23 protein-coding genes and 1 pseudogene are annotated in these 24,741 nt (G+C 72.4%); 14 read left to right on the top strand and 10 right to left on the bottom strand.

What is annotated here, in order from left to right:
* Positions 1-98 precede the first annotated feature (98 nt).
* The 3 genes from QSK18_RS27695 (at position 99) to QSK18_RS27705 (ending at position 4,125) form a co-directional block, all read left to right on the top strand.
* Positions 99-1,322, top strand: coding sequence for a lytic transglycosylase domain-containing protein (locus QSK18_RS27695; RefSeq protein ID WP_232812942.1), 1,224 nt, complete (start codon positions 99-101; stop codon positions 1,320-1,322).
* A 104-nt stretch (positions 1,323-1,426) separates the two neighbouring features.
* A complete protein-coding gene (locus tag QSK18_RS27700; RefSeq protein WP_232813018.1) occupies positions 1,427-3,601 on the top strand; it encodes a Stk1 family PASTA domain-containing Ser/Thr kinase in 2,175 nt (724 codons plus the stop codon).
* A complete protein-coding gene (locus QSK18_RS27705; RefSeq protein ID WP_232812941.1) occupies positions 3,598-4,125 on the top strand; it encodes a GNAT family N-acetyltransferase in 528 nt (175 codons plus the stop codon). The genes QSK18_RS27700 and QSK18_RS27705 overlap by 4 nt, the downstream gene beginning before the upstream one ends.
* A gap of 40 nt (positions 4,126-4,165) precedes the next feature.
* On the opposite strand, the gene QSK18_RS27710 is transcribed toward QSK18_RS27705, so the two are convergent.
* From QSK18_RS27710 to QSK18_RS27720, 3 genes are all read right to left on the bottom strand, one after another.
* Positions 4,166-5,218 carry a threonine aldolase family protein gene (locus tag QSK18_RS27710; RefSeq protein WP_285625041.1) on the bottom strand — a complete coding sequence of 351 codons (1,053 nt, stop codon included), beginning with the start codon at positions 5,216-5,218 and terminating at the stop codon, positions 4,166-4,168.
* A complete protein-coding gene (locus QSK18_RS27715) occupies positions 5,215-6,651 on the bottom strand; it encodes a class II 3-deoxy-7-phosphoheptulonate synthase (protein WP_408623801.1) in 1,437 nt (478 codons plus the stop codon). Before QSK18_RS27715 ends, QSK18_RS27710 begins: the two co-directional genes overlap by 4 nt.
* A gap of 105 nt (positions 6,652-6,756) precedes the next feature.
* Positions 6,757-7,614: a 1-acyl-sn-glycerol-3-phosphate acyltransferase gene (locus QSK18_RS27720; RefSeq protein WP_352396672.1), complete on the bottom strand. Its 858-nt coding sequence runs from the start codon at positions 7,612-7,614 to the stop codon at positions 6,757-6,759.
* A gap of 301 nt (positions 7,615-7,915) precedes the next feature.
* Here QSK18_RS27720 and QSK18_RS27725 point away from each other — a divergent pair, with 301 nt between their 5' ends.
* Positions 7,916-8,722, top strand: a complete 807-nt coding sequence (locus QSK18_RS27725; RefSeq protein ID WP_285625047.1) for an alpha/beta hydrolase — start codon at positions 7,916-7,918, stop codon at positions 8,720-8,722.
* Positions 8,719-9,354, top strand: coding sequence for a hypothetical protein (locus QSK18_RS27730; RefSeq protein WP_232812936.1), 636 nt, complete (start codon positions 8,719-8,721; stop codon positions 9,352-9,354). The genes QSK18_RS27725 and QSK18_RS27730 overlap by 4 nt, the downstream gene beginning before the upstream one ends.
* A gap of 13 nt (positions 9,355-9,367) precedes the next feature.
* On the opposite strand, the gene QSK18_RS27735 is transcribed toward QSK18_RS27730, so the two are convergent.
* The 7 genes from QSK18_RS27735 to QSK18_RS27765 all read right to left on the bottom strand — a co-directional run bounded on the left by QSK18_RS27735 (position 9,368) and on the right by QSK18_RS27765 (position 14,478).
* A complete protein-coding gene (locus QSK18_RS27735; protein ID WP_285625052.1) occupies positions 9,368-10,063 on the bottom strand; it encodes an endonuclease/exonuclease/phosphatase family protein in 696 nt (231 codons plus the stop codon).
* Between the two features lie 46 nt (positions 10,064-10,109).
* Positions 10,110-11,093: an ROK family glucokinase gene (locus tag QSK18_RS27740; RefSeq protein ID WP_332879924.1), complete on the bottom strand. Its 984-nt coding sequence runs from the start codon at positions 11,091-11,093 to the stop codon at positions 10,110-10,112.
* Positions 11,090-12,040, bottom strand: a complete 951-nt coding sequence (locus QSK18_RS27745) for an ROK family glucokinase (RefSeq protein ID WP_232812934.1) — start codon at positions 12,038-12,040, stop codon at positions 11,090-11,092. Before QSK18_RS27745 ends, QSK18_RS27740 begins: the two co-directional genes overlap by 4 nt.
* A gap of 89 nt (positions 12,041-12,129) precedes the next feature.
* Positions 12,130-12,489, bottom strand: a complete 360-nt coding sequence (locus QSK18_RS27750) for a hypothetical protein (protein ID WP_232812933.1) — start codon at positions 12,487-12,489, stop codon at positions 12,130-12,132.
* Complete coding sequence (locus tag QSK18_RS27755) at positions 12,489-13,691, bottom strand: ArsA family ATPase (protein WP_232812932.1); 1,203 nt, start codon at positions 13,689-13,691, stop codon at positions 12,489-12,491. The genes QSK18_RS27750 and QSK18_RS27755 overlap by 1 nt, the downstream gene beginning before the upstream one ends.
* Positions 13,692-13,695: 4 nt before the next feature.
* Positions 13,696-14,139, bottom strand: a complete 444-nt coding sequence (locus tag QSK18_RS27760) for an SRPBCC family protein (protein WP_232812931.1) — start codon at positions 14,137-14,139, stop codon at positions 13,696-13,698.
* 99 nt (positions 14,140-14,238) lie between these two features.
* Positions 14,239-14,478 carry a hypothetical protein gene (locus tag QSK18_RS27765; protein ID WP_285625056.1) on the bottom strand — a complete coding sequence of 80 codons (240 nt, stop codon included), beginning with the start codon at positions 14,476-14,478 and terminating at the stop codon, positions 14,239-14,241.
* A 43-nt stretch (positions 14,479-14,521) separates the two neighbouring features.
* Between QSK18_RS27765 and QSK18_RS27770 the strand changes: the two genes are divergently transcribed.
* From QSK18_RS27770 to QSK18_RS27810, 9 genes and pseudogenes are all read left to right on the top strand, one after another.
* On the top strand, positions 14,522-14,668 hold the full coding sequence (locus QSK18_RS27770; protein ID WP_285625059.1) for a hypothetical protein: 147 nt from the start codon (positions 14,522-14,524) through the stop codon (positions 14,666-14,668).
* A gap of 172 nt (positions 14,669-14,840) precedes the next feature.
* On the top strand, positions 14,841-16,625 hold the full coding sequence (locus QSK18_RS27775; RefSeq protein ID WP_285625062.1) for an AMP-dependent synthetase/ligase: 1,785 nt from the start codon (positions 14,841-14,843) through the stop codon (positions 16,623-16,625).
* 153 nt (positions 16,626-16,778) lie between these two features.
* Positions 16,779-17,411 (top strand): annotated as a pseudogene (locus tag QSK18_RS27780) (ABC transporter ATP-binding protein); the annotation flags it as partial.
* 116 nt (positions 17,412-17,527) lie between these two features.
* Positions 17,528-18,928, top strand: a complete 1,401-nt coding sequence (locus QSK18_RS27785) for a hypothetical protein (RefSeq protein WP_285625068.1) — start codon at positions 17,528-17,530, stop codon at positions 18,926-18,928.
* Between the two features lie 177 nt (positions 18,929-19,105).
* Positions 19,106-19,612: a TadE/TadG family type IV pilus assembly protein gene (locus QSK18_RS27790; protein ID WP_285625071.1), complete on the top strand. Its 507-nt coding sequence runs from the start codon at positions 19,106-19,108 to the stop codon at positions 19,610-19,612.
* Complete coding sequence (locus tag QSK18_RS27795; protein ID WP_285625073.1) at positions 19,609-21,345, top strand: pilus assembly protein TadG-related protein; 1,737 nt, start codon at positions 19,609-19,611, stop codon at positions 21,343-21,345. Before QSK18_RS27790 ends, QSK18_RS27795 begins: the two co-directional genes overlap by 4 nt.
* A gap of 129 nt (positions 21,346-21,474) precedes the next feature.
* Positions 21,475-22,158, top strand: coding sequence for an SAF domain-containing protein (locus tag QSK18_RS27800; protein WP_285625076.1), 684 nt, complete (start codon positions 21,475-21,477; stop codon positions 22,156-22,158).
* Positions 22,158-23,336: a CpaE/TadZ family protein gene (locus tag QSK18_RS27805; protein ID WP_232812922.1), complete on the top strand. Its 1,179-nt coding sequence runs from the start codon at positions 22,158-22,160 to the stop codon at positions 23,334-23,336. Before QSK18_RS27800 ends, QSK18_RS27805 begins: the two co-directional genes overlap by 1 nt.
* Positions 23,333-24,739 (top strand): TadA family conjugal transfer-associated ATPase, encoded by a 1,407-nt coding sequence (locus QSK18_RS27810; RefSeq protein ID WP_285625081.1) that lies wholly within the window; start codon positions 23,333-23,335, stop codon positions 24,737-24,739. The genes QSK18_RS27805 and QSK18_RS27810 overlap by 4 nt, the downstream gene beginning before the upstream one ends.
* The last annotated feature ends 2 nt before the right edge of the window (positions 24,740-24,741 follow it).

Here is a 24,741-nt window from a genome sequence, read left to right on the forward strand (position 1 = left end):
TCTCTGTTGCACAATGGCCCCCGACGGACCGCTGATCCCGGCCGTCCCGGTGAGAGGACGAAGCACGGGCAACGCGAGACCGAGAGGATGCCTGGCCCATGACCGACCCGACCGCAGCCCTTCTCGGCCTGCCCGGACCGCCCGGACCGGCCCGGGGCCAGCAGGTCCCCGAGCGGGCGCCCGGGGTCATCCCGTCGGCGACCCCCAGAACCGCCAAGCAGACTGAGGACGTCTCCCGAGTCACCACTGCGGTCACGAGCAGTGCGACGATCCCCGCCGCCCGGCACCGGGCCCGGCGGCCCGGGCCCGGCCTGCAGATGCTGCTGCGCCGCACCCGGCTGGCCTCACTCGTCGGCCTGGGGCCACCCCGTCCGGTGCCGACGCCCCCACCTCTGGTGCTGCTCGGCCGCCCGGGCACCACCCCGGACTCGATCCCCCACCTGGCCGCCGCGCCCGCGCCCGGCCCTACGGCCGCTCTGCGGACAGCCGGTCTGCAGGTCCTTTTCGACGCACTGGTGGCGGCCGACCCGGACGAGGACAGCCGGGCCCGGCGCCGGGCCGCGGCCACCGGGCTGCATCCGATCGACACCAGCGGCGCCCCCACCCTCGCCTACCGGGTGAAGCCGGGCGACGACCTGCAGAGCGTGGCCCGGACGACCGGGTGTTCGGGTCGTTCGGTCCTGGCCGCCAACAACCTGCGGCCCGGCGCCGTCCTGAAGACCGGTCAGCTGATCCGGCTGCCCGCCCTCCCGGCCGAACCGGAACGAAGACGGCCTCAGCCCCCCGACACCACCCGGGAGCAGGCCGCCCGCCGGCGCCGCACCCGCCGCGGGGAGGTGATCCCGGCCGGTGATCTTCCCCACCGTTCCTACCCGGCCGCCGTCACCCGCGCCGCCGCCACCAACCGGGAGGCGCTGCGCCGGGCCGACGTGCCCGACCGGGCCACCGTGCGCGGGCTGGTCCGCGCGACCGCGGTGCACCTGGGCCTCGACCCGGCCCTGGCCCTGGCCGTGGCCTCGATGGAGTCGGCTTTCGACCAGCGCCTGGTCTCCCCGGCCAACGCGATCGGCACCATGCAGGTGCAGCCCTCGGCCGGGGCCTGGGCCGGCGAGCTGCTCGGACGCCCGCTCGACCTGCTCGACGCCCGGGACAACATCACCGCCGGGGTAGTGCTCCTGCTGGCCCTCGGCCACCGCGCCGACGAGCAGACCGCCCTGGCCGGCTACTACCAGGGCCTGGCCTCGGTGCGGCGCCACGGCACCTTCCCCGACACCCGGCGCTACGTCGCCACCGTGCGCACGCTGAAACTGCGATTCCGCTGATGGCCGACCGCCCGGCCAGTAGTCTGCGATGCACCTGTGACCTGTGGTTCACGCGGTATGTGGACTGAGCCCGCGCTGTCGGCCTTAGACTGCCGGACGTGGACATGACACTCCAGGATCCACTGGTCGGCCGGCTGGTCGACGGGCGGTACCTGGTCCGGTCCCGGATCGCCCGCGGCGGAATGGCAACGGTCTACCTCGCGGTCGACCGGCGGCTCGACCGGGAGGTCGCCCTCAAGGTCATGCACGAGAACCTGGCCGACGACCCCGAGTTCGTCTCCCGGTTCGTGCACGAGGCCCGGTCGGCGGCCAAGCTCTCGCACCCCAACGTGGTCGGCGTGTTCGACCAGGGCACCGACGAGACCTCGGGCGTGCTCTACCTGGCCATGGAGTACCTGCCCGGGCGCACGCTGCGCGACGTTCTGTCGCAGCGCGGTGCGCTCACCCCCCGCGAGAGCGTCTCGGTGCTGGAGCCGGTGCTCAGCGCGCTCGGCGCCGCCCACCGGGCGGGTTTCGTGCACCGCGACGTGAAGCCCGAGAACGTCATTCTCACCGACGACGGCCGGATCAAGGTCGCGGACTTCGGCCTCGCCGCCGCGGTCACCGCGCCGATCGCCAGCGCCGCCACCGACGAACTGCTGGGCACCGTCGCCTACCTCTCCCCCGAACTGGTGGCCAACGGCCACGCCGACGCCCGGGCCGACGTCTACGCGGCCGGCATCATCCTGTTCGAGCTGCTCACCGGTCGTCAGCCGTACACCGGCGACGACCCGATCCAGGTGGCCTACCGGCACGTCTACGAGCGGGTGCCCACCCCCAGCTCGATCGCGCCCAACCTGACCGACGGCTTCGACCAGCTGGTGCTGCGGCTGACCGACCCGAACCCGGACCGTCGCCCGGCCACCTGCGACGCCGCGCTCAGTGAGCTGCGGGCCGCCCGGGCCGCGGTGCCGCCGCACCTGCTCGACGAGCGCGCCGCCGACGCGGACGACCTGCGCAGCGCCCAGACCGTCGCGATGGGTGACTCCACGCAGGAGTTCGGCGCCGTGCCGCCCTCCGCCGCGGTCAACGCCACCGCCGTCTACTCCCGCTCCGACCGGCCCGACCTGAGCCCGGCCGGGCCCACCCGGATCGTCACGCCGAGCAGCGCCGGTCTGGCGCTGTCCCAGCAGAACGCCGACGACCAGGCCACCGCCCTCTACCAGCCGGCCGTGGACGACCAGGCCACCGCGCTGTACCAGCCCGCGCCCGGTCCGGCCCCGGCCACCGGCCCGCAGCCCACCCGCACGATGTCGCGGCGGGAGGGCCGGCTGGCCAGCAAGGAGACGATGGTCCCGCGGCTGCGGGTGCACGACGAGGACGAGGCGCCGCCCGGCTTCTTCGGCAACCGCCGCCGGGCCGCGATCACCACCGGTCTGGGCATCGTGGTGGTGCTGGCCCTGGTCTTCACCGGCATCTGGTGGTTCACCGGCGGCCCGGGCTCCTACGTGCGTACCCCCGCGGTCACCGCGATGCGGGTGGCCGACGCCCAGCGCGTGGTCGTGCTGCAGGGGCTGCAGGCCGAGGTCCGCGAGGAGTTCAGCGACAGCGTCGCCGAGGGCACGGTGATCGGCTCCAGCCCGGCCGGCGGCGAGGACGTGAAGAAGGACGGCACCGTCACGCTGATCGTCAGCAAGGGCCGCGAGATGGTGGCCGTGCCGAACGTGAAGGGCAAGACGCTCGAGGAGGCCACCGCCGAGCTCGAGGGCGTCGGCCTGGCCGTCGGGGACACCTCGGAGAAGTTCAGCGCCGACGTGGAGAAGGGCAAGGTGATCTCCTCCACGCCCAAGGCCGAGAACGAGGTCACCCCCGGCCGCGAGATCAAGCTGGTGATCAGCAAGGGCATCGAGCCGGTCGCCCTCGACAACGTGGTGGGCCAGCACATCGACCAGGCCAAACCGCTGCTGGAGAGCCGGGGCCTGAAGGTCGAGATCGTGAACCAGCCCTTCCAGGCCGGGGGCGCGGCGCCGGGCACGGTCACCGCCATGGACCCGGCGGCCACCGGCCAGCAGGTGCCCAAGGGCAGCACGGTCAAGCTCACCGTGGTCGAGCAGCCGCCCCAGGTGGCGGTGCCGAACGTGCAGGGTCAGGACTTCGAGCAGGCCAAGGCCACGCTCGAGGGCCTGGGACTGCGGGTGAAGGAGGAGAAGTACAACCCGTTCTCCAACACCGTGCAGGAGCAGACGCCCAACTCCGGCAACGTCGACGTGGGCACCGAGATCGTCCTGAAGATCTGGTGACCGGGCAGCCGCAGGTCACGTTGCGCGCGGTCGGGCCGGAAGACCTGGCCCTGCTCGGCCGGTGGCGCAACGACACCGAGCACGGCTCGGCGTTCGGCGACTTCCTGCCGATGATCCGGCGGCAGAACAGCTATCAGGAGCGCTGGGACGTCAACGGCCTGCTCGGCGAGGACGAGGGCACGCTGCTGGTCTGTCTTTCCGGCGAGCCGGTGGGCACGATCAGCTGGCATCCGGTGCACTACGGGCCCAACCGCGGCAGTCAGGCGCTGAACCTGGGCATCGCGATCGCCCCGGGCGCCCGCGGGCAGGGCGTCGGCACGCTCGCGCAGCGCCTGGCCTATGAGTGGCTGTTCCGGCACACCACGGTCAACCGGGTGGAGGCGAGCACCGACGTGGAGAACGTCGCCGAGCAGAAGGCTCTGGAGAAGGCCGGTTACACGCGCGAGGGGGTGCTGCGGGGCACGCAGTTCCGCCGCGGCCACTGGCACGACCTGGTGCAGTACAGCCGCCTGCGCAACGACTGACCTGCTGCCGGGCTGCGAAACCCGGCAGCAGGTGTGCAGTTCAGGCGGTGAGAGCCTGCTTGGCGATGCCCGGGAGCACGTCGGCCGCCCGGCCCGCCGCCGCCTCGTCGATGTCCAGGTGGGTGACCAGCCGGACCACCCGGGACCCGACCGCACCGACCCGGATCCCCTCGGCCGTGCAGCCGGCGATGAACGCCTGCGCCGCCGTGGCCGACGGCCAGGTGGTGGCCACGATGTTGGTCTGCACCAGTTCCGGCTCGATGATCGAGGAGTCCACCCCGGCCAGCGCGGTGGCGATGGCGTGGGCGTGCGCGTGATCCTCGGCCAGCCGCTCGATGTGGTGCTTCAGCGCGTAACGCCCGGCGGCCGCGAGGATCCCGGCCTGACGCATGCCGCCACCCAGCCGCTTACGCCAGATCCGCGCCTCGGCGATCCGCTCGGCGCTGCTCACCAGCACCGAGCCGACCGGTGCACCGAGGCCCTTGGACAGGCAGACCGAGATCGTGTCGGCGAACGAGCCGTACTCCTGGAACGACACCCCGGTGACGACGTGCGCGTTCCACAGCCGGGCCCCGTCCAGGTGCACCGAGAGCCCGAGCGCCTGCGCACCGGCCCGCAGCCGGCGCAGCTCGTCGACCGACTGCACCGTGCCGCCGCCGAAGTTGTGCGTGTCCTCGATCGCGATCGCCGCGGTGGAGACGAAGTACGGCCCCGCGTCGGGCACGGCCATCGCCAGCGCGACGTCGGCCTCGAACGCACCGCGGGCGGCCTGCCAGGTCCGGGTGGTGACCTGCCCGACCACGGCGTGACTGCCGAGCTCGGCCCGCACGATGTGGGCCATCGAGTCGCACAGCACCTCCTGGCCGGCCGGCACCACCGCGCGCACGCCCAGGACGTTGGCCATCGAGCCGGTCGGGCAGAACAGCGCCGCCTCGTGCCCGAACAGCGCCGCGACCTCGGACTCCAGCGCGTTGACCTCCGGGTCCTCGCCGTAGACGTCGTCGCCCACCTCGGCCGCGGCGATCGCCTCGAGCATGCCCGGGGTCGGCCTGGTCAGCGTGTCGCTGCGCAGGTCGACGACGGCGGCGCTCATCGGCCGGTCAGCATCTCGGTGACGAGGTAGGCCATCTCCAGCGACTGCTGGTGGTTCAGCCGCGGGTCGCAGAGCGTCTCGTAGCGCATGGCCAGGTCGGCGTCGTCGATGTGCTCGGCGCCGCCCAGGCACTCGGTCACGTCGTCGCCGGTCAGCTCGACGTGCAGGCCGCCGGGGATGGTGCCGACGCCGTTGTGCACCTCGAAGAAGCCGCGCACCTCGTCCATCACGTCGTCGAACCGGCGCGTCTTGTAGCCCGAGGCCGACTCGAAGGTGTTGCCGTGCATCGGGTCACAGATCCACAGGACCGGCAGACCCTCCTTCTTCGTGGTCTCGGCCAGGGCGGGCAGGTTCTCCCGGATCTTGCCCGCACCCATCCGGCTGACCAGCGTCAGCCGGCCCGGCTCACGCTCCGGGTCGAGCTTGTCGACCAGGGCCATCAGGTCGTCCGGGGTGGTCTTCGGGCCGATCTTCACGCCGATCGGGTTGCGCACCCGGGACATCAGGTCGACGTGCGCGCCGTCGAGCTGACGGGTGCGCTCACCGATCCAGATGAAGTGGCCGGAGACGTTGTAGGGCGAGCCGGTGCGCGAGTCGATCCGGGTGAGGGCGCGCTCGTAGTCCAGCAGCAGACCCTCGTGGCTGGACCAGAAGTCGACGGTGCGCAGCGCGTCCGAGTCGCCGCCGGCCGCGATCATGAACTTCATCGCCCGGTCGATGTCGCGGGCGATCGCCTCGTAGCGGGCGTTGGCCGGGCTGGAGACGAAACCGCGGTTCCACTCGTGCACCTGGCGCAGGTCGGCGAAACCGCCCTTGGTGAACGCCCGGATCAGGTTCAGCGTCGAGGCGGAGGTGTGGTACGCCTTCAGCAGCCGGTCGGGGTCGGGGATGCGCGAGGCCTCGTCGAACGGGAAGCCGTTGATCGCGTCGCCGCGGTAGGCCGGCAGCGTGACCCCCTGCCGGGTCTCGGTGGTGCTGCTGCGCGGCTTGGAGTACTGCCCGGCCATCCGGCCCAGCTTGATCACCGGCATGCTGGCGCCGTAGGTCAGCACCACCGCCATCTGCAGCATCGTCTTGATCTTGTTGCGGATGCGGTCGGCCGTCGCCTCGGCGAAGGTCTCGGCGCAGTCACCGCCCTGGAGCAGGAACGCCTCGCCCCGGGCCGCGGCGGCCAGCTGACCACGCAGCAGGTCGCACTCGCCCGCGAACACCAGCGGCGGGACCGAGGCCAGTTCGGCCGCCACCGCCTCCAGTTTGGCCCGGTCGGGCCACTCCGGCTGCTGCGCGGCGGGCTTGTCCCGCCACAGGTCGAGACCGGCCTCGAGAGCCGCGGCCGCCGTGTCCGGAGTGCTCGTGGGGTACAGGTCGGCACTGGTGATGGGATGCAGTGGGGCGCTCACGTCGACAAGAGTACGGGCAGGACGCAAGCCCATTCCGGGAGATCGGACTTCCTCCGGCGCACGAGTCCCCGGCCGCAGATCTTCCGGGCAAAGGCCGGGCCCGGCGTGCATCGCACACCGGGCCCGGCACCAAGAGCATCAGGCGGCGTCGCCGTCCTCCGCCTTCTTCTTGTCCTTCTCCTCACCCGCGGCCGGGTTACCGGCGTCGGACTCCCCGGCCGGGGGCGGCGCGGCGGCGTGACCGCCGGGGGTGACCTGGAGCTCGGCGTGCCCGGAGGGCAGCCGGCCCTCCGCACCACCGCGCCGGGCCGAGGCCAGGCGCTCCTTCATGGTCGCCGCGTAGATGTCCACGTACTCCTGGTCGGACAGCACCATGAGCTGGTACATGATCTCGTCGGTGACCGAGCGGAGCACGAACCGGTCGGTGCTCATCCCCTCGTAGCGGGAGAAGTCCAGCGGCTCGCCGATCACCACCCCGACCTCGCCCTTGGGCAGCAGCTTGGGGATCAGCCGGCCGGCCGGCTGCACCTCGAAGGTTGAGATCATCGCCACCGGGATCACCGGCACCCCGGACTCCAGCGCCATCCGGGCCACCCCGGTCCGGCCGCGGTACAGCCGCCCGTCCGGTGAGCGGGTGCCCTCCGGGTAGATCCCCAGCAGCTGCCCCTTCTCCAGCACCTTCATCCCGGTGCGCAGGGCCGCCTCGGAGGCCCGGCCGCCGGAGCGCTCGATCGGGATCTGCCCGACGCCCCGGAAGAACGAGGCGGTCAGCCGGCCCTTGATCCCGCGGCCGTTGAAGTACTCGGCCTTCGCCAGGAAGGTGATCCTCCGGTCGACGTGCATCGGCAGGAAGAAGTGGTCCGAGAACGACAGGTGATTGCTGGCCAGGATCGCCGGACCGTCGACCGGGATGTTCTCCAGGCCTTTCACCCACGGCCTGTACAGCACTCGGATCAGTGGTCCGAGAAGAATGCGCCGCAGCAGCCAGTAGAGCATCGCCACCTCCTTGACCGCGCGCGCACGTGTGCGCAACAGACGAAACGACGGCCGCCTCCAACACCACGCGGCCGACGCGCAGACTACCCATTGTCGGCGGCCCCACCGTCACGATGCACCATCCGTCCGCCCGCTTCCTGGTGAAAAGACCACGGATCGGCCGGTGCGGCGGCAGGCGTGCCGGCTTGACGCGAACGGTCGGCCCCCGGTTCCGGCGATCCCCTCGATAAGTACGCGGGCGCGTGTAACGATGGCGGCCTGGCGACGAACCGCCCGGAGCCACGATCCCCGAGGAGCCGCCGTGACCGTCCGCCCGGGAGCCGAGGCCTTCGCCCGGGACGGCGACGACGTCGGAGTCCTGCTCCTGCACGGCTTCACCGGCAATCCCAGCAGCCTGCGCCCCTGGGCCGAGGGCCTGGCGGCGGCCGGGCGCACGGTCCGCCTGCCGCGCCTGCCCGGGCACGGCACCTCGGTGCGGGACATGGCCCGCACCGGCTGGCCCGACTGGCTCGCCGAGGCCGAGACCACCTTCCGGGACCTGCGCCGGCGCTGCCGGGTGGTGGCGGTCGGCGGGCTCTCGATGGGCGGCGCCCTGGCCCTGGCGCTGGCCCAGAAGTACGGCCCGGCGCACAATCCCGGGCCGCTGCCCGGGGTCGACGGGGTGATCCTGGTCAACCCCGCGGTGCGGCTGACCGATCCCAGACTGGGCGCCCTTCCGGTGCTGCGCTGGGTGCTGCCGTGGCTCCCGCCGGTCGGCAACGACGTCAAGAGGCCAGGGGTGAAGGAGGATGCCTATGACCGGATCCCGTCCCACGCCTTACACTCGATGCTGCGTGGCTACCGCACGGTGGTCGCGGACCTGCCCGCGGTGAGCCAGCCCCTGCTGGTCCTCCGCTCGACCGAGGACCACGTCGTGCCGGCCAGCAGCAGTGCCCTCATCCTCGACCGGGTGACCTCTTCCCGCGCCGACGAGGTGATCCTGCGAGACAGTTATCACGTGGCGACGATCGACAACGACGCGGGCGAGATCCTGCGGCGCAGTCTGAGCTTCCTCGCCGACCTCGCCGGTGCGCCGCCGGCCGTCGGCGTGGCGGGGAGAACACGATGAGCACCGCCGGCGACCCGCCCGACCGCGACGGCGACACCGACGCCGAGCGCAGCGCGGGCGACGAGCAGCCCGACCGGCTCGACATCGACGCGCGCTTCGCCGCGATCGTGGCCAACTGGGGCGACGAGCCGCCCCGGGCCTGGCCCACGCCCGACGAGGCGGCCGAGGCCCGCCGGCACTACGAGGACGAGGACCCGGACGCCGCTCCCTCGCCGGGCCGGATGCGCGGCTCCGAGTGGGGCAACGACTGGGAGTTCGCCGGCGAGGAACCGCCGCAGCCGGTCGGTGCGGGTGGGCGCGACCTCGGCCCGCTCGGCTTCGACGACCCGGACGAACTGCCGGACGAGCTGCGCGGCGCCGGCCCGCGCGACTACTCCCCCACCGCCGAGCCGGAGCGCGGTTACGAGCCGCCCGAGCCCCCGCCGCTGCCCCGGGGTGACCTGGTCGGCCGCCTGGCCTGGGCCGCGGTCATCGGTGGCCCGCTGTTCATGCTGATGTCGGTGCTCGTCTGGCGCCCGCCGCAGCTGTACATCCTCGTCGCGCTGGCCGCCTTCGCCGGCGGCTTCGTCACCCTCGTCGCCCGGATGCCCAAGCACCGGGACGACGACGGTGACGACGGCGCCGTGGTCTGACCGCCCGTAACGGCTACCCGCGCACCTGGATGTCGGCCACCACCGGCAGGTGGTCGCTGGCCAGCCGGGCGTCCCGGGGATCCGGGGTCCAGACGCCGTACTCGAGCACCTCGATGCCCCGGCCGGTGAGGATCGCGTCGATCCGCCGCCGCGGGGAGACGGTGGAGAAGGTCAGCGGCGCCTTCGGGGCCGGATCGGCCACCAGCGGCTCCAGCGCCTTCCAGGACTCCCCGCCGGGAGCCTCGTTCAGGTCACCGGCCAGCACCGCGGGCAGCCCGAAGTCGGCCAGCTGACGGCTCAGCGACCGCACGTGCCCCAGCCGCTGGGCCTGGTCGAGCGGCAGGTGCACCGAGGCGATCCGCAACGCCGGCCCACCCTCCAGCAGCTGCACACTGGCCAGCACCGCACCCCGCCGGTTGTCCCGCCAGTGCCCCAGCGGGAAGGTGAAGGCGGCCACGTCCTTCGCCCGGATCCGCCCGGAGACGAACACCGCGTTGCTGCCCGCCGTCCGGCCCCCGGCCAGGTGGTGCATCCCGCAGGCCCGGGCCAGCCGCTGGAACTGCCCCTGCGTCCCCGGAAGGCGCGGGCCCTCCTGCAGACAGAACACGTCCGGGTCGGCGGCCCGCACCACCCGGTGCACGGCCAGCGGATCCCCCTGCAGATGCCGCACGTTCCAGCTCAAGATCCTGATCCGCGACGACGGCTCCATGCCCTCTCCTCGCCAACGATCCAACGACTTTCCGAACACCGGACGATCAGGAAAGGGTCACGGCCTCGCGCCGGGCCAGGTCGGCGGCCCCGACCAGCCCGGCCTCGGGCCCCAGGGCCGCCTTGACGATCGAGGCGAACGGCCGGAACCCGCGCCCGGTCAGGGTGCGGCGGAACGACTCCCGGGCCGGGGCCAGCAGCAGGTCCCCGGCGTCGGAGACCCCGCCGCCGATCACGAACAGACCCGGGTCCAAAGCCGCGGCCAGGTTGGCGAGCCCGATCCCGAGCCAGTGCCCGACCTCGTGGAACAGCTCCACCGCGGCCGGGTCGCCGTCCATCGCGGCCTCGGTGATCAGCGGCCCGACCAGCGCCGAGTGGTCCCCCTTGACCCGCTGCACCAGCGGCACCGTGACCGGTGAGCCGGCCGCCGCCATCTCCCGGGCCTCGCGCCCCAGCACGTTGCCCGAGGCGTACTGCTCCAGGCAGCCCCGGTTGCCGCACTCGCAACGGCGCCCGTCCGGCACCACCACCATGTGCCCGAACTCCCCGGCCATGCCGTACCGGCCGCGCTGGATCGCCCCGTCGGTGACGATCCCGCCGCCGATCCCGGTGCCGAGCGTGACCATCACCAGCCGCGACTCGGCCCGCCCGGCCCCGAACCGCCACTCGGCCCAGGCTGCGGCGTTGGCGTCGTTCTCGACGATCACCGGCAGCCCCACGGCCGCCGCCACCCCGTCCCGCAGCGGCTCGTTGCGCCAGGACAGGTGCGGGGCGAACAGCACCCGGGCCCGGTCGGCGTCGACGAAACCGGCCGCGCCGATGCCCACCCCGAGGATCTCCCGGCCCTCGCGCAGCTCGGCCACCACCTCGGCGATGGTGGCCTCGACCACCCGCGCCGAGGCGTGCCGCGACGGGGTGGCCCGCCGGGCGCGGGCGATCACCGCCCCGCTGGCGTCGACCACTCCGGCGGCCACCTTCGTGCCCCCGATGTCGACCCCGATCGCGAGGCCGCGCGGGTCCGGTCCGGTCATCGCGTGCGGGCCAGGTCGGCGGCGCCGATGATGCCCGCGTCGTTGCCCATCTCGGCCAGGCGCAGCTGCAGGTGCGGACGGTTGGCGGCGCCGGAGAGGTGCTCGGCGAAGGCCTCGCGGGCCGGCACCATCAGCAGGTCGCCGGCGTCGGCCACGCCGCCGCCGATCACCACCACGGCCGGGTCGAGCAGGTTGGCCAGGGAGGCCACCCCCTCGCCGAGCCAGCGGCCGAGCTGGGCGAACAGGCCGACCGCGGCCGGGTCACCGGCCAGCGCGACCTCGGTGATCATGCTGCCGACCAGCCGGTCCACCTGGCCGCCGGCCGCCGCCAGCAGCGGGGCGGCCGCCTCCGGGTCGCTGATCGCCAGGTCCCGGGCCGCGCGCACCAGGGCCCGGCCGGAGGCGTACTGCTCCCAGCAGCCGAGCTGGCCGCAGCCGCAGGGCCGGCCGTTCGGCGCCACCCGCAGGTGCCCGATCTCGGCGGCGATCCCGAAGGCACCGCGCACCAGCTTGCCGTCCAGCACGATGCCGCCGCCCACGCCGGTGCCGACGGTGACCATGACCATGTCGGAGACGTCCAGGCCGGCCCCGAACCGGAACTCGGCCCAGGCCGCGGCGTTGGCGTCGTTCTCCACCACGACCGGCAGCCCGACCCGCCCGCCCACCGCCTCGGCCAGCGGGTGTTCCCGCCAGGCGATGTTGGGGGCGAAGCGGACGGTGGTGCGGTGCTCGTTCACGAAGCCGGCCGCGGCCACGCCCACGGCCGAGACCTGGGCGCCAGGGGCCGTGCCCTTCAGCTTCTCGACGGCCTCGGCGATGCTCGCGTCGATCAGCTCGACGGTCTCGGGAGTCGGTACCCGTAGGCGCTCGAGAATCCGCCCGTCGGCGTCAACCACACCGGCGGCGATCTTGGTGCCGCCGACGTCCACCCCGATGGTGAGTTCCACTCCGAGGATCCCCTTACCCGTTCGAGTCCCTGTCCGGGACAGTCGTCAGTGCTGTCCGGAAGAGGCCTTCCCCGCAGGTGCCGGGGCGCTCAGTCCGAGACGTTGATCGGAACGGTAGTGGGCGGCGGGGGGCGGTGGGTCGGCGCGGTACCCCGGACGCAGTCGCGGGAGGCCGGAGTGCCCGTTTCACCCGCATTGTCCGGCGCGTTCTCCGGAGTGAATTCCCGTATCGTCCGCGCCAGCCCGGTCGCGAGTTCGGCCAGGCGGTCGAGCAGGACCGGGCCGTGGTCGCAGATTGCTGTGACCCCCGCGCACACGGGGCAGGGTGTCTCTTCGGTTTCGGGGGTGAGCGCGTCCTGCAGTGCGGTCAGGGCCAGGCGTGCGTCGTCGGCCCACTCCCCCGGGAGCGCCGCGGCCAGCGCCTCAGCATCCAGGTGACGGTGCTCCATCACAGCCACCGGGAGGGAAACTCGTCGGGGTCCGGCACGAACTCCACGGAAAGCACTCCTTCTCGCAGTCGGGCTCCCTGCACCTGACACCGCCGCAGCACACTGGGCAACGCCAGCACACTGCGGTAACCGTCCACGGCGATCACCAGCTCGTCCCCCCTCCGCCCCAGGTCCAGCTCCTCGCGGCGGGCCAGGGGCATGGGCAGCCGAAGCGTGAAGCCGCTCTCGCTGCGGTCTATCTCGAAGCGCGGCATCGGGGGCAGCGGCTCGTCGAGCACCGGAGACAACTCCGCCCCCAGGGCAGAGAGCTGACCCAGCCCCCGTGGCTCCTGCGCCGCGTGCTCGATCCTCACCACCGGCACAGACCCGAAAGACTCAGCAAGGTCGTTCAGCACGGTTTCCTGCCGGCGTACCCGTTCGCCCATCCAACCAATGGTGGACGTCGGTGCCGACTCGCTCACAGACGTCTTCAATTGGGGCCCGAAAGTTGGGAGAACCCGGTTGGCGACCACAGCGTCCACTGCGAAACCGGCCATGCTCAGGGCGGTGAACAGCCGTCGGCACCCGGCCACCACCCCCGCCTCCGGCGTGAGCACCAGACGCACCGACGTACTGTCGGCGCTCAGCACGGCCCCCACCGAAGTGAGCTCCCCGGCCAGCCGGTCCACCGCCTCAACGAGCGGGTCGCCGGTGCGCCCGGGATCCAGGAGTCGCCCGATCCGGCGCTCGATCGGCAGCAACCGCTGCAGCAACCGGCCCAGCGCCTGCGGCGCCGAGAGCAGCCGGAAGGCCGGCACCGAGGGCGGGCAGTCGAGCACCACCAGGTCCCACCGTCCCGACCGCACCTGCTCGGCCACGGCGAGCAGGGCGAACAGCTCGTCCAGCCCGGGCAGCCCGGCCAGGTCCTCGGCCGACACCGGGTCGACCCCCAGCTCCTCCAGCGCGTCCTGGGCGATCTCCTGCACCGGGGCCCAGATCCGGGCGGCCGTGGCCGGCGCGTCGACCTGCACGGCCCACAGTCCGGCGGCCACCTCGACCGGCTCCGGCCCCAGAGCTGCATCCAGACCGTCGGCCAGCGACTGCGCCGGATCCAGCGACGCCACCAGTACTTTCGATCCGAGCTGCGCCGCCTGGACACCGGTCGCGGCGGCGACGGTGGTCTTGCCCACCCCACCCGGACCGGTGATCACCAGCAGGCGCACCGGCTCAGGACTCCACGTGCTTCTTCAGCTCGGTGAGGGCGGTGTCGACGATCGCCTTCTCGGCCTTGCGCCGCAGCATGCCCAGCATCGGGATGCGCAGATCGATGGCCAGCGTGTAGGTGACCTTGGTGCCCGGGCCGCTGGGAGTCAGCCGGTAGCTGCCGTCCATCGCCCGCATCACCCCGGACTCGTCCAGCTTCCAGGAGAGCTCGCCGACCCCGTCCGCGTCGAAGTCCCAGCTGTAGTCCAGCGAGTAGGTGTCGCGTACGGCACCGGCGTCGAGGGTGAACCGCACCCGGGCCGCCCGTCCGTCCGCCTGCCGGTCGAGGATCTCGACCTCTTTGACGGCGCCGGCCCACTGCGGGTAGCGCTCGAAGTCGGCGATCACCGCGAGGACGTTCCCCGGCGCGGAGTCGATCACGACGCTCGACTCGGTCTGGTCGGCCATGCGGGCCTCTCTCTGGCTCTGACGGGGGCTGCCCGGCGAACGTTACCGCCAACTCCCCGCGGCACCAGACGCCGTGTCCGGGCAGACCTCGGACCAGATTCAGACCAGCAGGCCGAGCAGGGTCAGGCCGACCATCAGGACCACCAGCAGCAGCACTCCCCCGCCGAACGCCACCGCGTACTTCCCCCCGGGCAGCTGCCCCAGTGCGAGGTGCGCCTTGAGCACGGTGAACGACGAACTGGCGGCCGACTCGTGCGCCGCCAGCCCGGCCAGAAACTCGCCGGCCCGGGCCTCGTCCTCCGGCCCCCGCAGGTGCCGGCCCTTCTTCAAGCCGGGCACCGCGACCACCGGCTCGGGCTCGGGTTCGGGCTCGGAGGTGGGGGTGAAACAGAGGGAGCACCACTCGTCCGCCGGCTTCAGTCGCGCGCCGCATTCCCGGCACCGCCGGGAATCACCGGTCGACGGCGGGCTGGACGACGAGGGTGAGCCGGTCACCGCGCATCTGTCGGCCGCCGGACGCCGTTCCTGAGCCGCTCGGGTGAACTATCGGCCGTCCGGGTGACAGAAACTGCCCCCGCTGGTCGAGGCCGACCGCAGCTTTCGCGGATTTCTCAGGTTTTTCATCGGATTTGCGCCGTCCGGTCGTCAGGAGCGTGATCCATCACTCGGAATTACCCGGTTCCGCGGCATAGGCTCAACGAGTGCGCGAGATCATCGTCCCCAGGTCTTTTCCCCTCGACGCCGAGGAGAGCCTCTGCGACATCGTGGTGGGAAATGCGGAGAAACGGCCCCACCACGTCTCGTTCCGCCGGCCGGTAGCGGCCGGCTGGCAGGACGTCACCGCCGCCGAGTTCCTCGGCGAGGTCGTGAGCTGCGCCAAGGGCCTGGTCGCCCTCGGGGTGCAGCCCGGTGACCGGGTGGCCCTGATGGCCCGCACCCGCTACGAGTGGACGCTGCTGGACGTGGCGATCTGGTTCGCCGGCGGGATCTCGGTCCCGGTCTACGAGACCTCCTCGGCCGAGCAGGTGCGCTGGATCCTGGCCGACTCCGGCGCGGTCGCGATCGTGGTCGAGACCGCCGCCCACCGCGAGACGGTCGGGCAGGTCCGCGGCGAGGTGAGCGGTCTGCGCGAGGTCCTGACCATCGACGACGGCGCGATCGCGACGCTCGGCGAACTGGGCTCCGAGGTCGGCGACGAGGTGATCCACGAGCGCCGGGCGATCGCCACGCTCGACACCGTGGCCACGCTGATCTACACCTCCGGCACCACCGGCCGGCCCAAGGGCTGCGAGCTCACCCACGGCAACTTCGTGGGCGGCGCCCGGGCGGCCGGGGTGGGCTTCGGCGACCTGGTCAACGACCAGGCCAGCACCCTGCTGTTCCTTCCCCTGGCGCACGTGTTCGCCCGCTACATCCAGGCGCTGTGCATCGTCAACGGCTCGGTCCTGGGGCACACCCCGACCACCGCGAACCTCCTGGCCGACCTGGACGGTTTCAAGCCCACCTTCCTGCTGGCCGTGCCCCGGGTGTTCGAGAAGATCTACAACGGGGCCGAGGCCAAGGCGATGGCCGGCGGGCGGGGCAAGATCTTCGCCCGGGCCGCCCAGGTGGCGATCCGGTACAGCCAGTCGCTCGACGCCGGCGGCCCGGGGCTGGGTCTGCGCCTGCAGCACGGCCTGTTCGACAAGCTGGTCTACGCCAAGCTGCGCACGGCCACCGGTGGCCGCCTGAATGCCTCGGTCTCCGGCGGCGCCCCGCTCGGCAAGGATCTGAGCCACTTCTTCCGCGGTGTCGGCCTGCCGGTGCTGGAGGGCTGGGGCCTGACCGAGACCACCGCGCCGGTCAGCTGCAACACCCTCGCGGTCAACCGGATCGGCACAGTCGGGCGGCCGTTGCAGGGCATGGGGGTGCGGATCGGCGACGACGGCGAGATCGAGGCGTACGGCATCGGTGTGATGCGCGGTTACGCCAACAACTCCCAGGCCACCGCCGAGGCCCTGCACGACGGCTGGTTCGCCACCGGCGACCTGGGCTCGCTCGACGAGGACGGCTTCCTGTCGATCACCGGGCGCAAGAAGGAGATCCTGGTCACCGCCAACGGCAAGAACGTGATCCCGACGGTGCTGGAGGACGGGATGCGCGGTCACCCGCTGATCTCGCAGTGCATCGTGGTGGGCGACCAGAAGCCCTACGTGGCCGCGCTGATCACGCTGGACGCCGAGATGCTGCCGACCTGGCTGGCCAACCGGGGCAAGCCGGCCCTGGACGTGAGTGCGGCGGCCGCCGACCCGGACGTGCTGGCCGAGCTGCAGACCGCCGTGGACAAGGCGAACACCCTGGTCAGCCGGGCTGAGTCGGTGCGCCGGTTCCGGGTGCTCAGCACCGACTTCACCGAGCAGTCGGGGCATTTGACGCCCAAGCAGAGCCTGAAGCGCTCGGTCATCCTGAAGGACTTCGCGGACGACGTGGAGAAGCTGTACGGCTGAGCGGCCCTTCTCACCGTGGGGTGAGATTCGCCCGTCGTCCCCCGCACCGGGGACGGCCTTGGTCAGACTGGAGAGGTGAACGGGGACATCTCAGTCCGCGCCCGGGATCTGGTGGTCGGCTTCGGGCCGGTGACCGCGGTCGCCGGGCTCGACCTGACCGTCCGCCCCGGGCAGGCGCTGGCTCTGGTCGGGCGCAACGGCGCAGGCAAGTCCACCGCGATGCGGGTTCTGGCCGGGGTGCTGCCGGCCACCGCGGGCGAGGTCCGGGTGGGAGGGATCGACGTACGTACCGATCCGCTGGCCGCCCGCCGGGTCACCGGCTACTGCCCGGACGTGGGTGGGCTGGTGCCCCGCGCCAGTCCCTGGGAGCACCTGCAACTCTCCGCCCGGCTGCGCGGCCTACAGGGCTGGGAGTCGCGGGCCCGCGATCTTCTGGAGCGTTTCGACCTGGCGGCCCAGTCGCACCGGATCACCGCGGGTTTCTCCCACGGCATGGGCCGGCGGCTCTCCGTGGTGCTGGCCGCGCTGCACTCCCCTGCGGTGCTTCTGCTCGACGAGCCGTTCGACGGGGTCGACCCCCTGGGGGTGGATGCGACCGTCGATCTGATCGAGGAACTGCGCGCGGCCGGTAGTGCGGTGCTGGTCTCCACGCATCTGCTCGACCTGGCCGGGCGGGTCTGCACCGACGCAGTGGTGCTGCGCGGTGGGCGGTCGGTCGCTTCCGGCCCCATCGCCGACCTGTCGGGGCCGGAAGGTGCCCGGCGGTACAAGGCCCTGTTGTCGTGACCGGATTTCCCGCAGCGGCGGCCGAGGTTCGCGCCCTGGTCGCCTTTCGTCTCGGGGCGGTGCCGGCCGGTGCGCGTTGGCGCACAAGAGCGGGATTAGGGACGCTTCCACTCGCCGTGGCCGTCGCGGTCGCCATTGGTCTGTGGTTGCCTGCCGGGGGACGTCAGGACGCGGCGCTCCTGCTGCCCAGCGCCTGGCTGGGTTTCGCGGTGGCCACCGTCCTGGCCACCGCCGGCAACGGGCCGCGCACCCTGCTGCCGCGCGCTCAGACGGTCGCCTTCCCGGTCAGCCCGGGGGCCGAGCACTTGGGCGCCCTGCTGCTGGCCCCGCTGAACGTGGCCTGGATGCTGCCCACCCTGACCCTGGTCGCGGTCTCGGCCTGGGGCTTCGGCGCCGCCCCCGGGCCGGCTGCAGCTGTACTGCTGGCCGGCCTGGCCTGGGTTCTCACCGTCACGGTGGTGGCTCAGGCGGCGGGCTGGCTGGTCGAGCTGGCCCGCACCACGCGAGGCGGCACGATGCTGGTCCGCGCGGTCTTCGCGGCGGCGATCGTGGCGCTGGCGGCCCTGCTGCTCACCGGGCGGATGGCCGACGTGCTCGACGCCGCCCCCACCCGGCACCTGCTGGTCCGGGCGGTACAGGCCGGTTCCGGAGACCTCGTCGCGGGCGTTCAGCTCCTTCTCTTCCTGGCCGCCGTCACGATGACCGGGCTCGTGCTGGGGCGGCGCTGCTGCGAGGCCGTAATGCTCGCCCCGGAGCGCGACCGCACGCGTCTGGAGAGCCGCACCGTGCGCCCCCGGCCGGCGGCCCGCACCGCGCTCGGCGCCGCCCTGCGACTCGACCGCGCCGGTGTCTGGCGTTCGCCCCCGCTACGCCGGGGCATGATCGCGCTGACAGCCGCCCCGGCCCTGGCCGCCGTCGCCGCCGGGCTGGACTGGCCGATGCTCGTGCTCCTGCCCAGTCTCGCCGCCTCCGGCGCCGGCCTGCTCTTCGGGGTCAACGCTCTGGCGCTCGACGGGCCGGGCGCCCTCTGGCGGGAAAGCCTGCCCTGCCCGCCGAGAATCATGCTGCTGGCCCGGATCCTCGTGATCGCCGAGGTCTGTCTGGTCGCGGCCGGGCTGGTGGCCGTGCTCGGCGCCGCCCGGGCGCCCGGCCCGCCGGGCGTGGCCGCGGTGGTGGCCGTGATCGGGGCGGTGGTCGCGACCACCGCCCAGGTGACCGGGCTGTGCACCCTCTGGTCGGTGCGCAACCCCTACCCGGCCGGGTTGCGCGAGACTCGTGACCAGCCCGCCCCACCGCTGGCCATGGCCAGGTACGCCGCCTCCTTGGCCGTACGCACCACCGTTGTCGCAGTGTTCTTCTCGTTGTGCGCCGAACCTGGCATGGCCCCGGCCGGCGCCGCCCTCACCGTCGCCGTCACGGCACTCGGCCTGCGCCGCATCTACCGTGCACTGCACGAGTGGGACGAGGACCCGGCCCTGCGAGCGCGGGCCCTGAGCACCGTCTCGACGCCTGCCTGATGGGGAAACCCCCAGTCACAGTCGATGATTTCACCGACAGTCCCCCATAAATAGGACAGGTTTCGCCCCGATCTCGGCATTCTGCCCTGACTGCGCCCCAGATGATGCAGACTGTGCGGGACCAGAGGGCTGCAGAGCGTGAGTCACCTGGTGCTGACCGTAGCGAGGAGGTGCCTGGTGCTCGTCCGGCGAGCCACCGCTGCCCCGATCGCCGTACCCACCTGCTCGCGGGCGCCGGACCGGGGCGCCGTCGCCGTCGAGTTCGCTCTGGTGCTGCCCCTTCTCATGCTCTTCCTGTGCGGTGTGATCCAGTACGGCTACGGCCTGTTCCAGTTGCAGTCGTTCAGCGCGGCGCTCGACCAGGCCGGCCGCGACGCCGCCACCGGGATCGGCGACTGCGCCTCGTTCGACCGGCTGCTCGGCTCGGCGGTCACCGAGAACGGGCTCAGCCCGGCCGATGTCGCCACCTCCCGGCTGGAATGGCTGGATCACGAGGGGCGAGTCACCCAGACTCCGCAGCGGGTCCTCGGCCAGGTCCGGATCACCGCCACCTACCGGGCCTTCGACCTCGGCATCCCGCTGGTCCCCTTCCCCGACACGATCACCCGCAGCTCCACCGCCTCGGTGCAGAGCGTGCTGGGCTCCGGCCTGACCGGCTGCCTGGGCTCGGCGAAGCCGTCGTGAGACACGAGGCGCGCAGCGAGGCCGGGGTGGTGGCGATCGTGACCACACTGGCGATCTCGACCTTCCTGCTCGGGGTGGCCGCCCTGGCGGTCGATCTCGGCCGGGCCTACCTGCGGCAGAACGACCTGCAGGCCCTGGCCGACCGGCTGGCCCTGGCCGCGGCGAAGGGGCTGCCCACGATCGTCGAGCCCGAGGGCGCGATCGACCAGCTGACCACCACGCTCACCGCGATCTGCACCCATCGCGAGGAGAGCGGCGAACTCTGCCGCTCCCGCACCGGTATCGACCCGCAGCAGTGGACGGACGGTGATCCCGGCAACGGCGAGGTCACCTTCTTCACCGACTCCGACACCGACGGCCGGGTCGGGCTCGCCGACGCGGTGAGCGACCTGTCCACCCCGAGCCAGGCGCTGCGGGTGCTGCTTCCCCCCACCACCGTGGAGTTCGGCCTGGCCGGGGCCCTCGGTTTCGAGAAGGCAAGCATCCAGCGCTCGGCCACCGCCCGGATCGGCACCCCGCTCGGCTCCGGCATCCTGCCCTTCGCCCTCACCCCGGAAGAGGTCACCTCCGGGCGGTTCTGCGTCCAGGAGCCGGAAACCCCGCCTGTCACTCCCCTTTCTACTGCCCCATCGACATCAGGGCGTTACTCCGCAACCGATGTCCCCGCGGGTACCGTCCGGCTGCGCGCACTGAGTGGTGAGGGCATTCCGGTGAGCGGGGCGACCGCCTCCTTCCGGCTGGCCGTGTACAGCCTGTGGCAGTGGCCGAGCGACGTCCGGTTCCGCTGGAAGACGCCGGACGGCACCACGACACCCCTGCCCAGTGAGCGAACCGGGCTGCGCACCTTCCGCATCACTCTTCCCCCAGGCCAGGCCGGCTCCACTGCCCAACTCTGGGCGACCGGAAGGCTCTATCGAGACTCCTTCACCACAAACGTCCTCAATCTGACTTATGCAGGCACCCCACCCGCCACCGACCCGCCACCGACCCCCGGAACCTGTGAAAGCAGCGCACCAGTGGTGCAACTGGCTCGCCAGGACACCGGCGACCCGGCGACGGCACTGGAGAACAACGTCCGCTCGGGGCCTCAGGTGAACCTGCGACCCCATTCGGGAACGCTCGTCGGGGGCACCCTCGCGTGCGTCGGGTCGATCCTCACCGGATCCACCGACTGCCTGAACCTGGGCACACCGAGCCAGTTCTCGGAGTCGCTGCGCCGCGGGTTGCTCGAATCCGGTGGTGGGCGGCCAGGGCGGCTGATCGGCGACACCGGCAACGGGGTCGAGTCCGCCAACGGCTACCAGGTCGACGCCACCAGTCTGTTCGAGAGCCCACACCTGCTCGACCCCCGCTACACGGGCGGCTCGTCCCAGTCGCTGAGAACCCTTCTCGCCCAGGGGGTGGCGGCCGGGCCGGCGAACCAGGGCTGGATCACCTCGGCCGCCGTGCGCAGTCACCGCCTGGCCGTGGTGCCGGTGATCGATCCGGAACCGCTCGGCCTCGGGAACGACTACCGGATCACGTCTTTCCGCTACGTCTGGATCGACGGCGACACCAGCGGGCGCGGCCTGCTCTGGCGCAACGGGCGTCTCACCGGTCTCGAGGGTTACGTGGTGGACCCCGGTTACCTGCCCGCGGTGACCTCGGGATCAGCCACCGTCGGCCCCTTCCTGGGCGCCGGTATGCCCAAAGAGGCCCTGCTGGTAGCGGATCCGGACGGTGCCCGGCCGTGACCGTTCACACATCGATCAGGTAACAACGACCACTCTGCGCGCCCGTGATGCGACAGAATGCAGTCCCGGACGGGTACACCGCCGGTGCAGATCCGAGAATGCTTCTACCAGAACGGCGGACAGGCAGGGATGGGACGACGCACGGTTCTCCTGATCACTTCCGTCCTGCTGGCCGCGGTCGGCACCGCGATCGTCGCGCTCTACGTACGCGGCGCCGACGACCGGGCCACCGAGGGGCAGGCGCTGGGCACCTACGTGGTGGCGCTGCGGGACATCGAGACCGGGGTGGAGATCACCGCGCAGGATGTGCAGACGCAGCAGATGCGGGCCGGCGACCAGCCCACCACCACCGCCACCCGGATCGACGCAGTGGTCGGGCGCCGGGCGCAGGTCCGGGTCCTGCAGGGCACCACCATCGACGAGCGGGTCCTCAGCCTGCCGGGCGCCGAGGTGGACGAGGAGTCCGCGGTCCGGGCCGACGAACTCGGGGTCACCGTGCAACTGGAAGACCCGAACCGGGCGGCCGCGCTGCTCGGGGTGGGTTCCTGGGTGCGGATCTTCACCCTGCGCGACGAGAAGGCCACCGAGATCGTGGAGAAGGCCCGGGTGATCTCGATCGGCGCCACGGTCCAGACGGTGGGGGCCGCCGGGCCGGACGGGAAGAACGCGGTCGGCTCCACCGCAATACCGCCTGGACTGATAGGCCTTTCCGTGCCGCCACCGGCCGCCCGCGCGATCCTCGGGGTCCAGATGCAGCAGCAGCCGCTGTACTTCGCGGTCATCCCCACGGCCGACGCCCGGGATGACAGCTGATGGGCGCGGCAGTCTTCTTCGACCCGCACCCCCCGGTCGGCGCCGCCCTGTGCGCCCAGACCGGCGGCACCGGGCCGGTGTTCAGCGACCTCGACGGCCTGCGTGCGCACCTGGAACGGATGAGCGACGAGGACACCCTGGTACTCGGCCCCGACCTGGACGACCGGGAGGCCTTCGACGTGGCCCACCTGGCCCGGTCCCACCGGCCCGGGGTCGACCTGATCCTGGTCCGCCGCGAGATCACCACCACCCTGCTGCAGGAGGCCCTGCGCACCCGGATGTCGGCGGTCGTCGACCACCGCGACACCCTGCAGCTGCGGGCCGAGGTGAAGCGCAGCCTGAACCGGGCGCCGCAGCGTGAGACCCCGGCCGATCCGGCCCCCGCCCCCGCCGCCCGGCGCGGCCGGGTGCTCACCGTGTTCTCGGCCAAGGGCGGCTCCGGGAAGACCGTGCTGGCGGTCAATCTCGCCGCCGTCCTGGCCGACCGCGGGCACCGTAAGGTCTGCATCCTCGACCTCGACCTGGCCTTCGGCGACGTGGCCATCGCGATGCAGCTCTTCCCGGCGCACACCATCGCCGACGCAGTGCCGCTGGGCGGCGAGATCGACTCCTCCGCCGTCGCCGCCATGCTCACCCAGCACTCGGCCGGGCTCAGCGCGATCGTCGCGCCGACCGAGCCGGGCACCGCCGAGTCGATCCGCCCGCAGCTCATCTCGCACCTGCTGGACGTGCTGCGCGAGGAGTTCGACTACGTGGTGGTGGACACTCCCCCGGCGTTCGACGACCAGGTGATGGCCGCCCTGGACGTCTCCGACCTGATCACCCTGGTGGTCACCCCGGACGTGCCGGCCCTGAAGACGCTGAAGATCACCGTGGAGACGCTGATCGAGCTGGGCTACCCGCGCGATCGGCTGCGGCTGGTGCTCAACCGCAGCGACTCCCGGGTCGGGATCAGCCACGCCGAGGTGGAGAAGACCGCCGTGATGCCGCTGTCCGGGCTGATCCCCAGCTCACGCGACGTGCCGAGCTCGGTGAACCGGGGTGTCCCGCTGGTCCAGGACGACCCGGGTCACCCGGTCAGCCTGGGCATCGCGCAGTTCGCCCAGGACGAGGTGATCGGCGCCGGTCTGGCCGGCGGCCGACGGCGGCCGCCGCGCCGGCGCAGGTTCCGGCGATGAGCCTGGCCGACCGGCTCGCCCAGGCCCGGCTCGACCGGGTCGACTTCGGCGACCTCACCGCCGCCGGGGCACGCACGGCCCCGCCCGGTCCGGCCCTGGGGGCCCGGGCCCGGCGGCGGTCGCAACCGGCCGGCGACCCATTCGCCGACCTGCGCCGCACCGTGCACCAGACACTGCTCGAGAACCTCGGCCCCAAGCTCTACGACTCCCGTCTCAGCCAGTCCGAGCTGGAGCAGCGGGTCCGGCACACCCTGCAGGAGGTGCTGCAGGCCGACCAGGTGCCGCTGACCGTGGCCGACCGCACCCGGATCGCCCAGGAGATCGCCGACGACATCCTCGGTTACGGGCCGGTCGAGCCGTACCTGCGCGATCCCGAGGTCACCGAGATCATGGTGAACGGGCCGGACCAGATCTACGTGGAGCGGCACGGGCGGATCTTCCCGGTGGACGGCCGGTTCGCCGACGAGGCGCACCTGCGGCGCACGATCGACAAGATCGTCGGCCGGGTCGGGCGGCGGGTCGACGAGGCCAGCCCGATGGTCGACGCCCGGCTCCAGGACGGCAGCCGGATCAACGCGATCATCCCGCCCCTGGCCGTCGACGGTTCCCTGCTGACCATCCGCAAGTTCTCCGCCGACCCGTTCGAGGTGGACGACCTGATCCAGCTCGGGACGGTGTCCCGGGCGGTCGCCGACGTGCTCGCCGCCTGTGTCCGGGGGCGGCTGAACATCCTGGTCAGCGGGGGCACCGGGGCCGGGAAGACGACCACCCTGAACGTGCTGTCGGGGTTCATCCCGCCGGACGAGCGGGTGGTCACCATCGAGGACGCGGCCGAGCTGCAGCTGCACCAGGAGCACGTGCTGCGCCTGGAGGCCCGGCCGCCGAACATCGAGGGCCGGGGCGAGATCTCGATCCGCCAGCTGGTACGCAACGCGCTGCGGATGCGCCCCGACCGGATCATCGTCGGCGAGATCCGGGACGCCGCGGCCCTGGACATGCTGCAGGCGATGAACGTCGGCCACGACGGCTCGATCTGCACCGTGCACGCCAACGGCCCGCGGGACGTGCTCTCCCGGGTCGAGACCATGGTGCTGATGGCCGGCCTGGACCTGCCGGTCCGGGCGATCCGTGAGCAGGTCTCGAGCGCGCTGGACCTGATCATCCAGCAGGCCCGGTTCCCGGACGGCGCCCGTCGGGTCACCGCGGTGACCGAGGTGATCGGCATGGAGGGTGACGTGATCACGCTGCAGGACATCTTCGTCTTCGACTACCAGGGCACCGGGGGCACCGCCGGTCAGCTGCGCTGGACCGGCCTGCGCCCGGCCTTCCTGGAGAAACTGGCCCGCAACGGCGTCCCGGTCGATCCGCGGGCGTTCGGTTCCTACCAGCGGCACGTGCGGTGACC

This window comes from Kineosporia sp. NBRC 101677, from assembly GCF_030269265.1.
GTDB lineage: Bacteria > Actinomycetota > Actinomycetes > Actinomycetales > Kineosporiaceae > Kineosporia > Kineosporia rhizophila.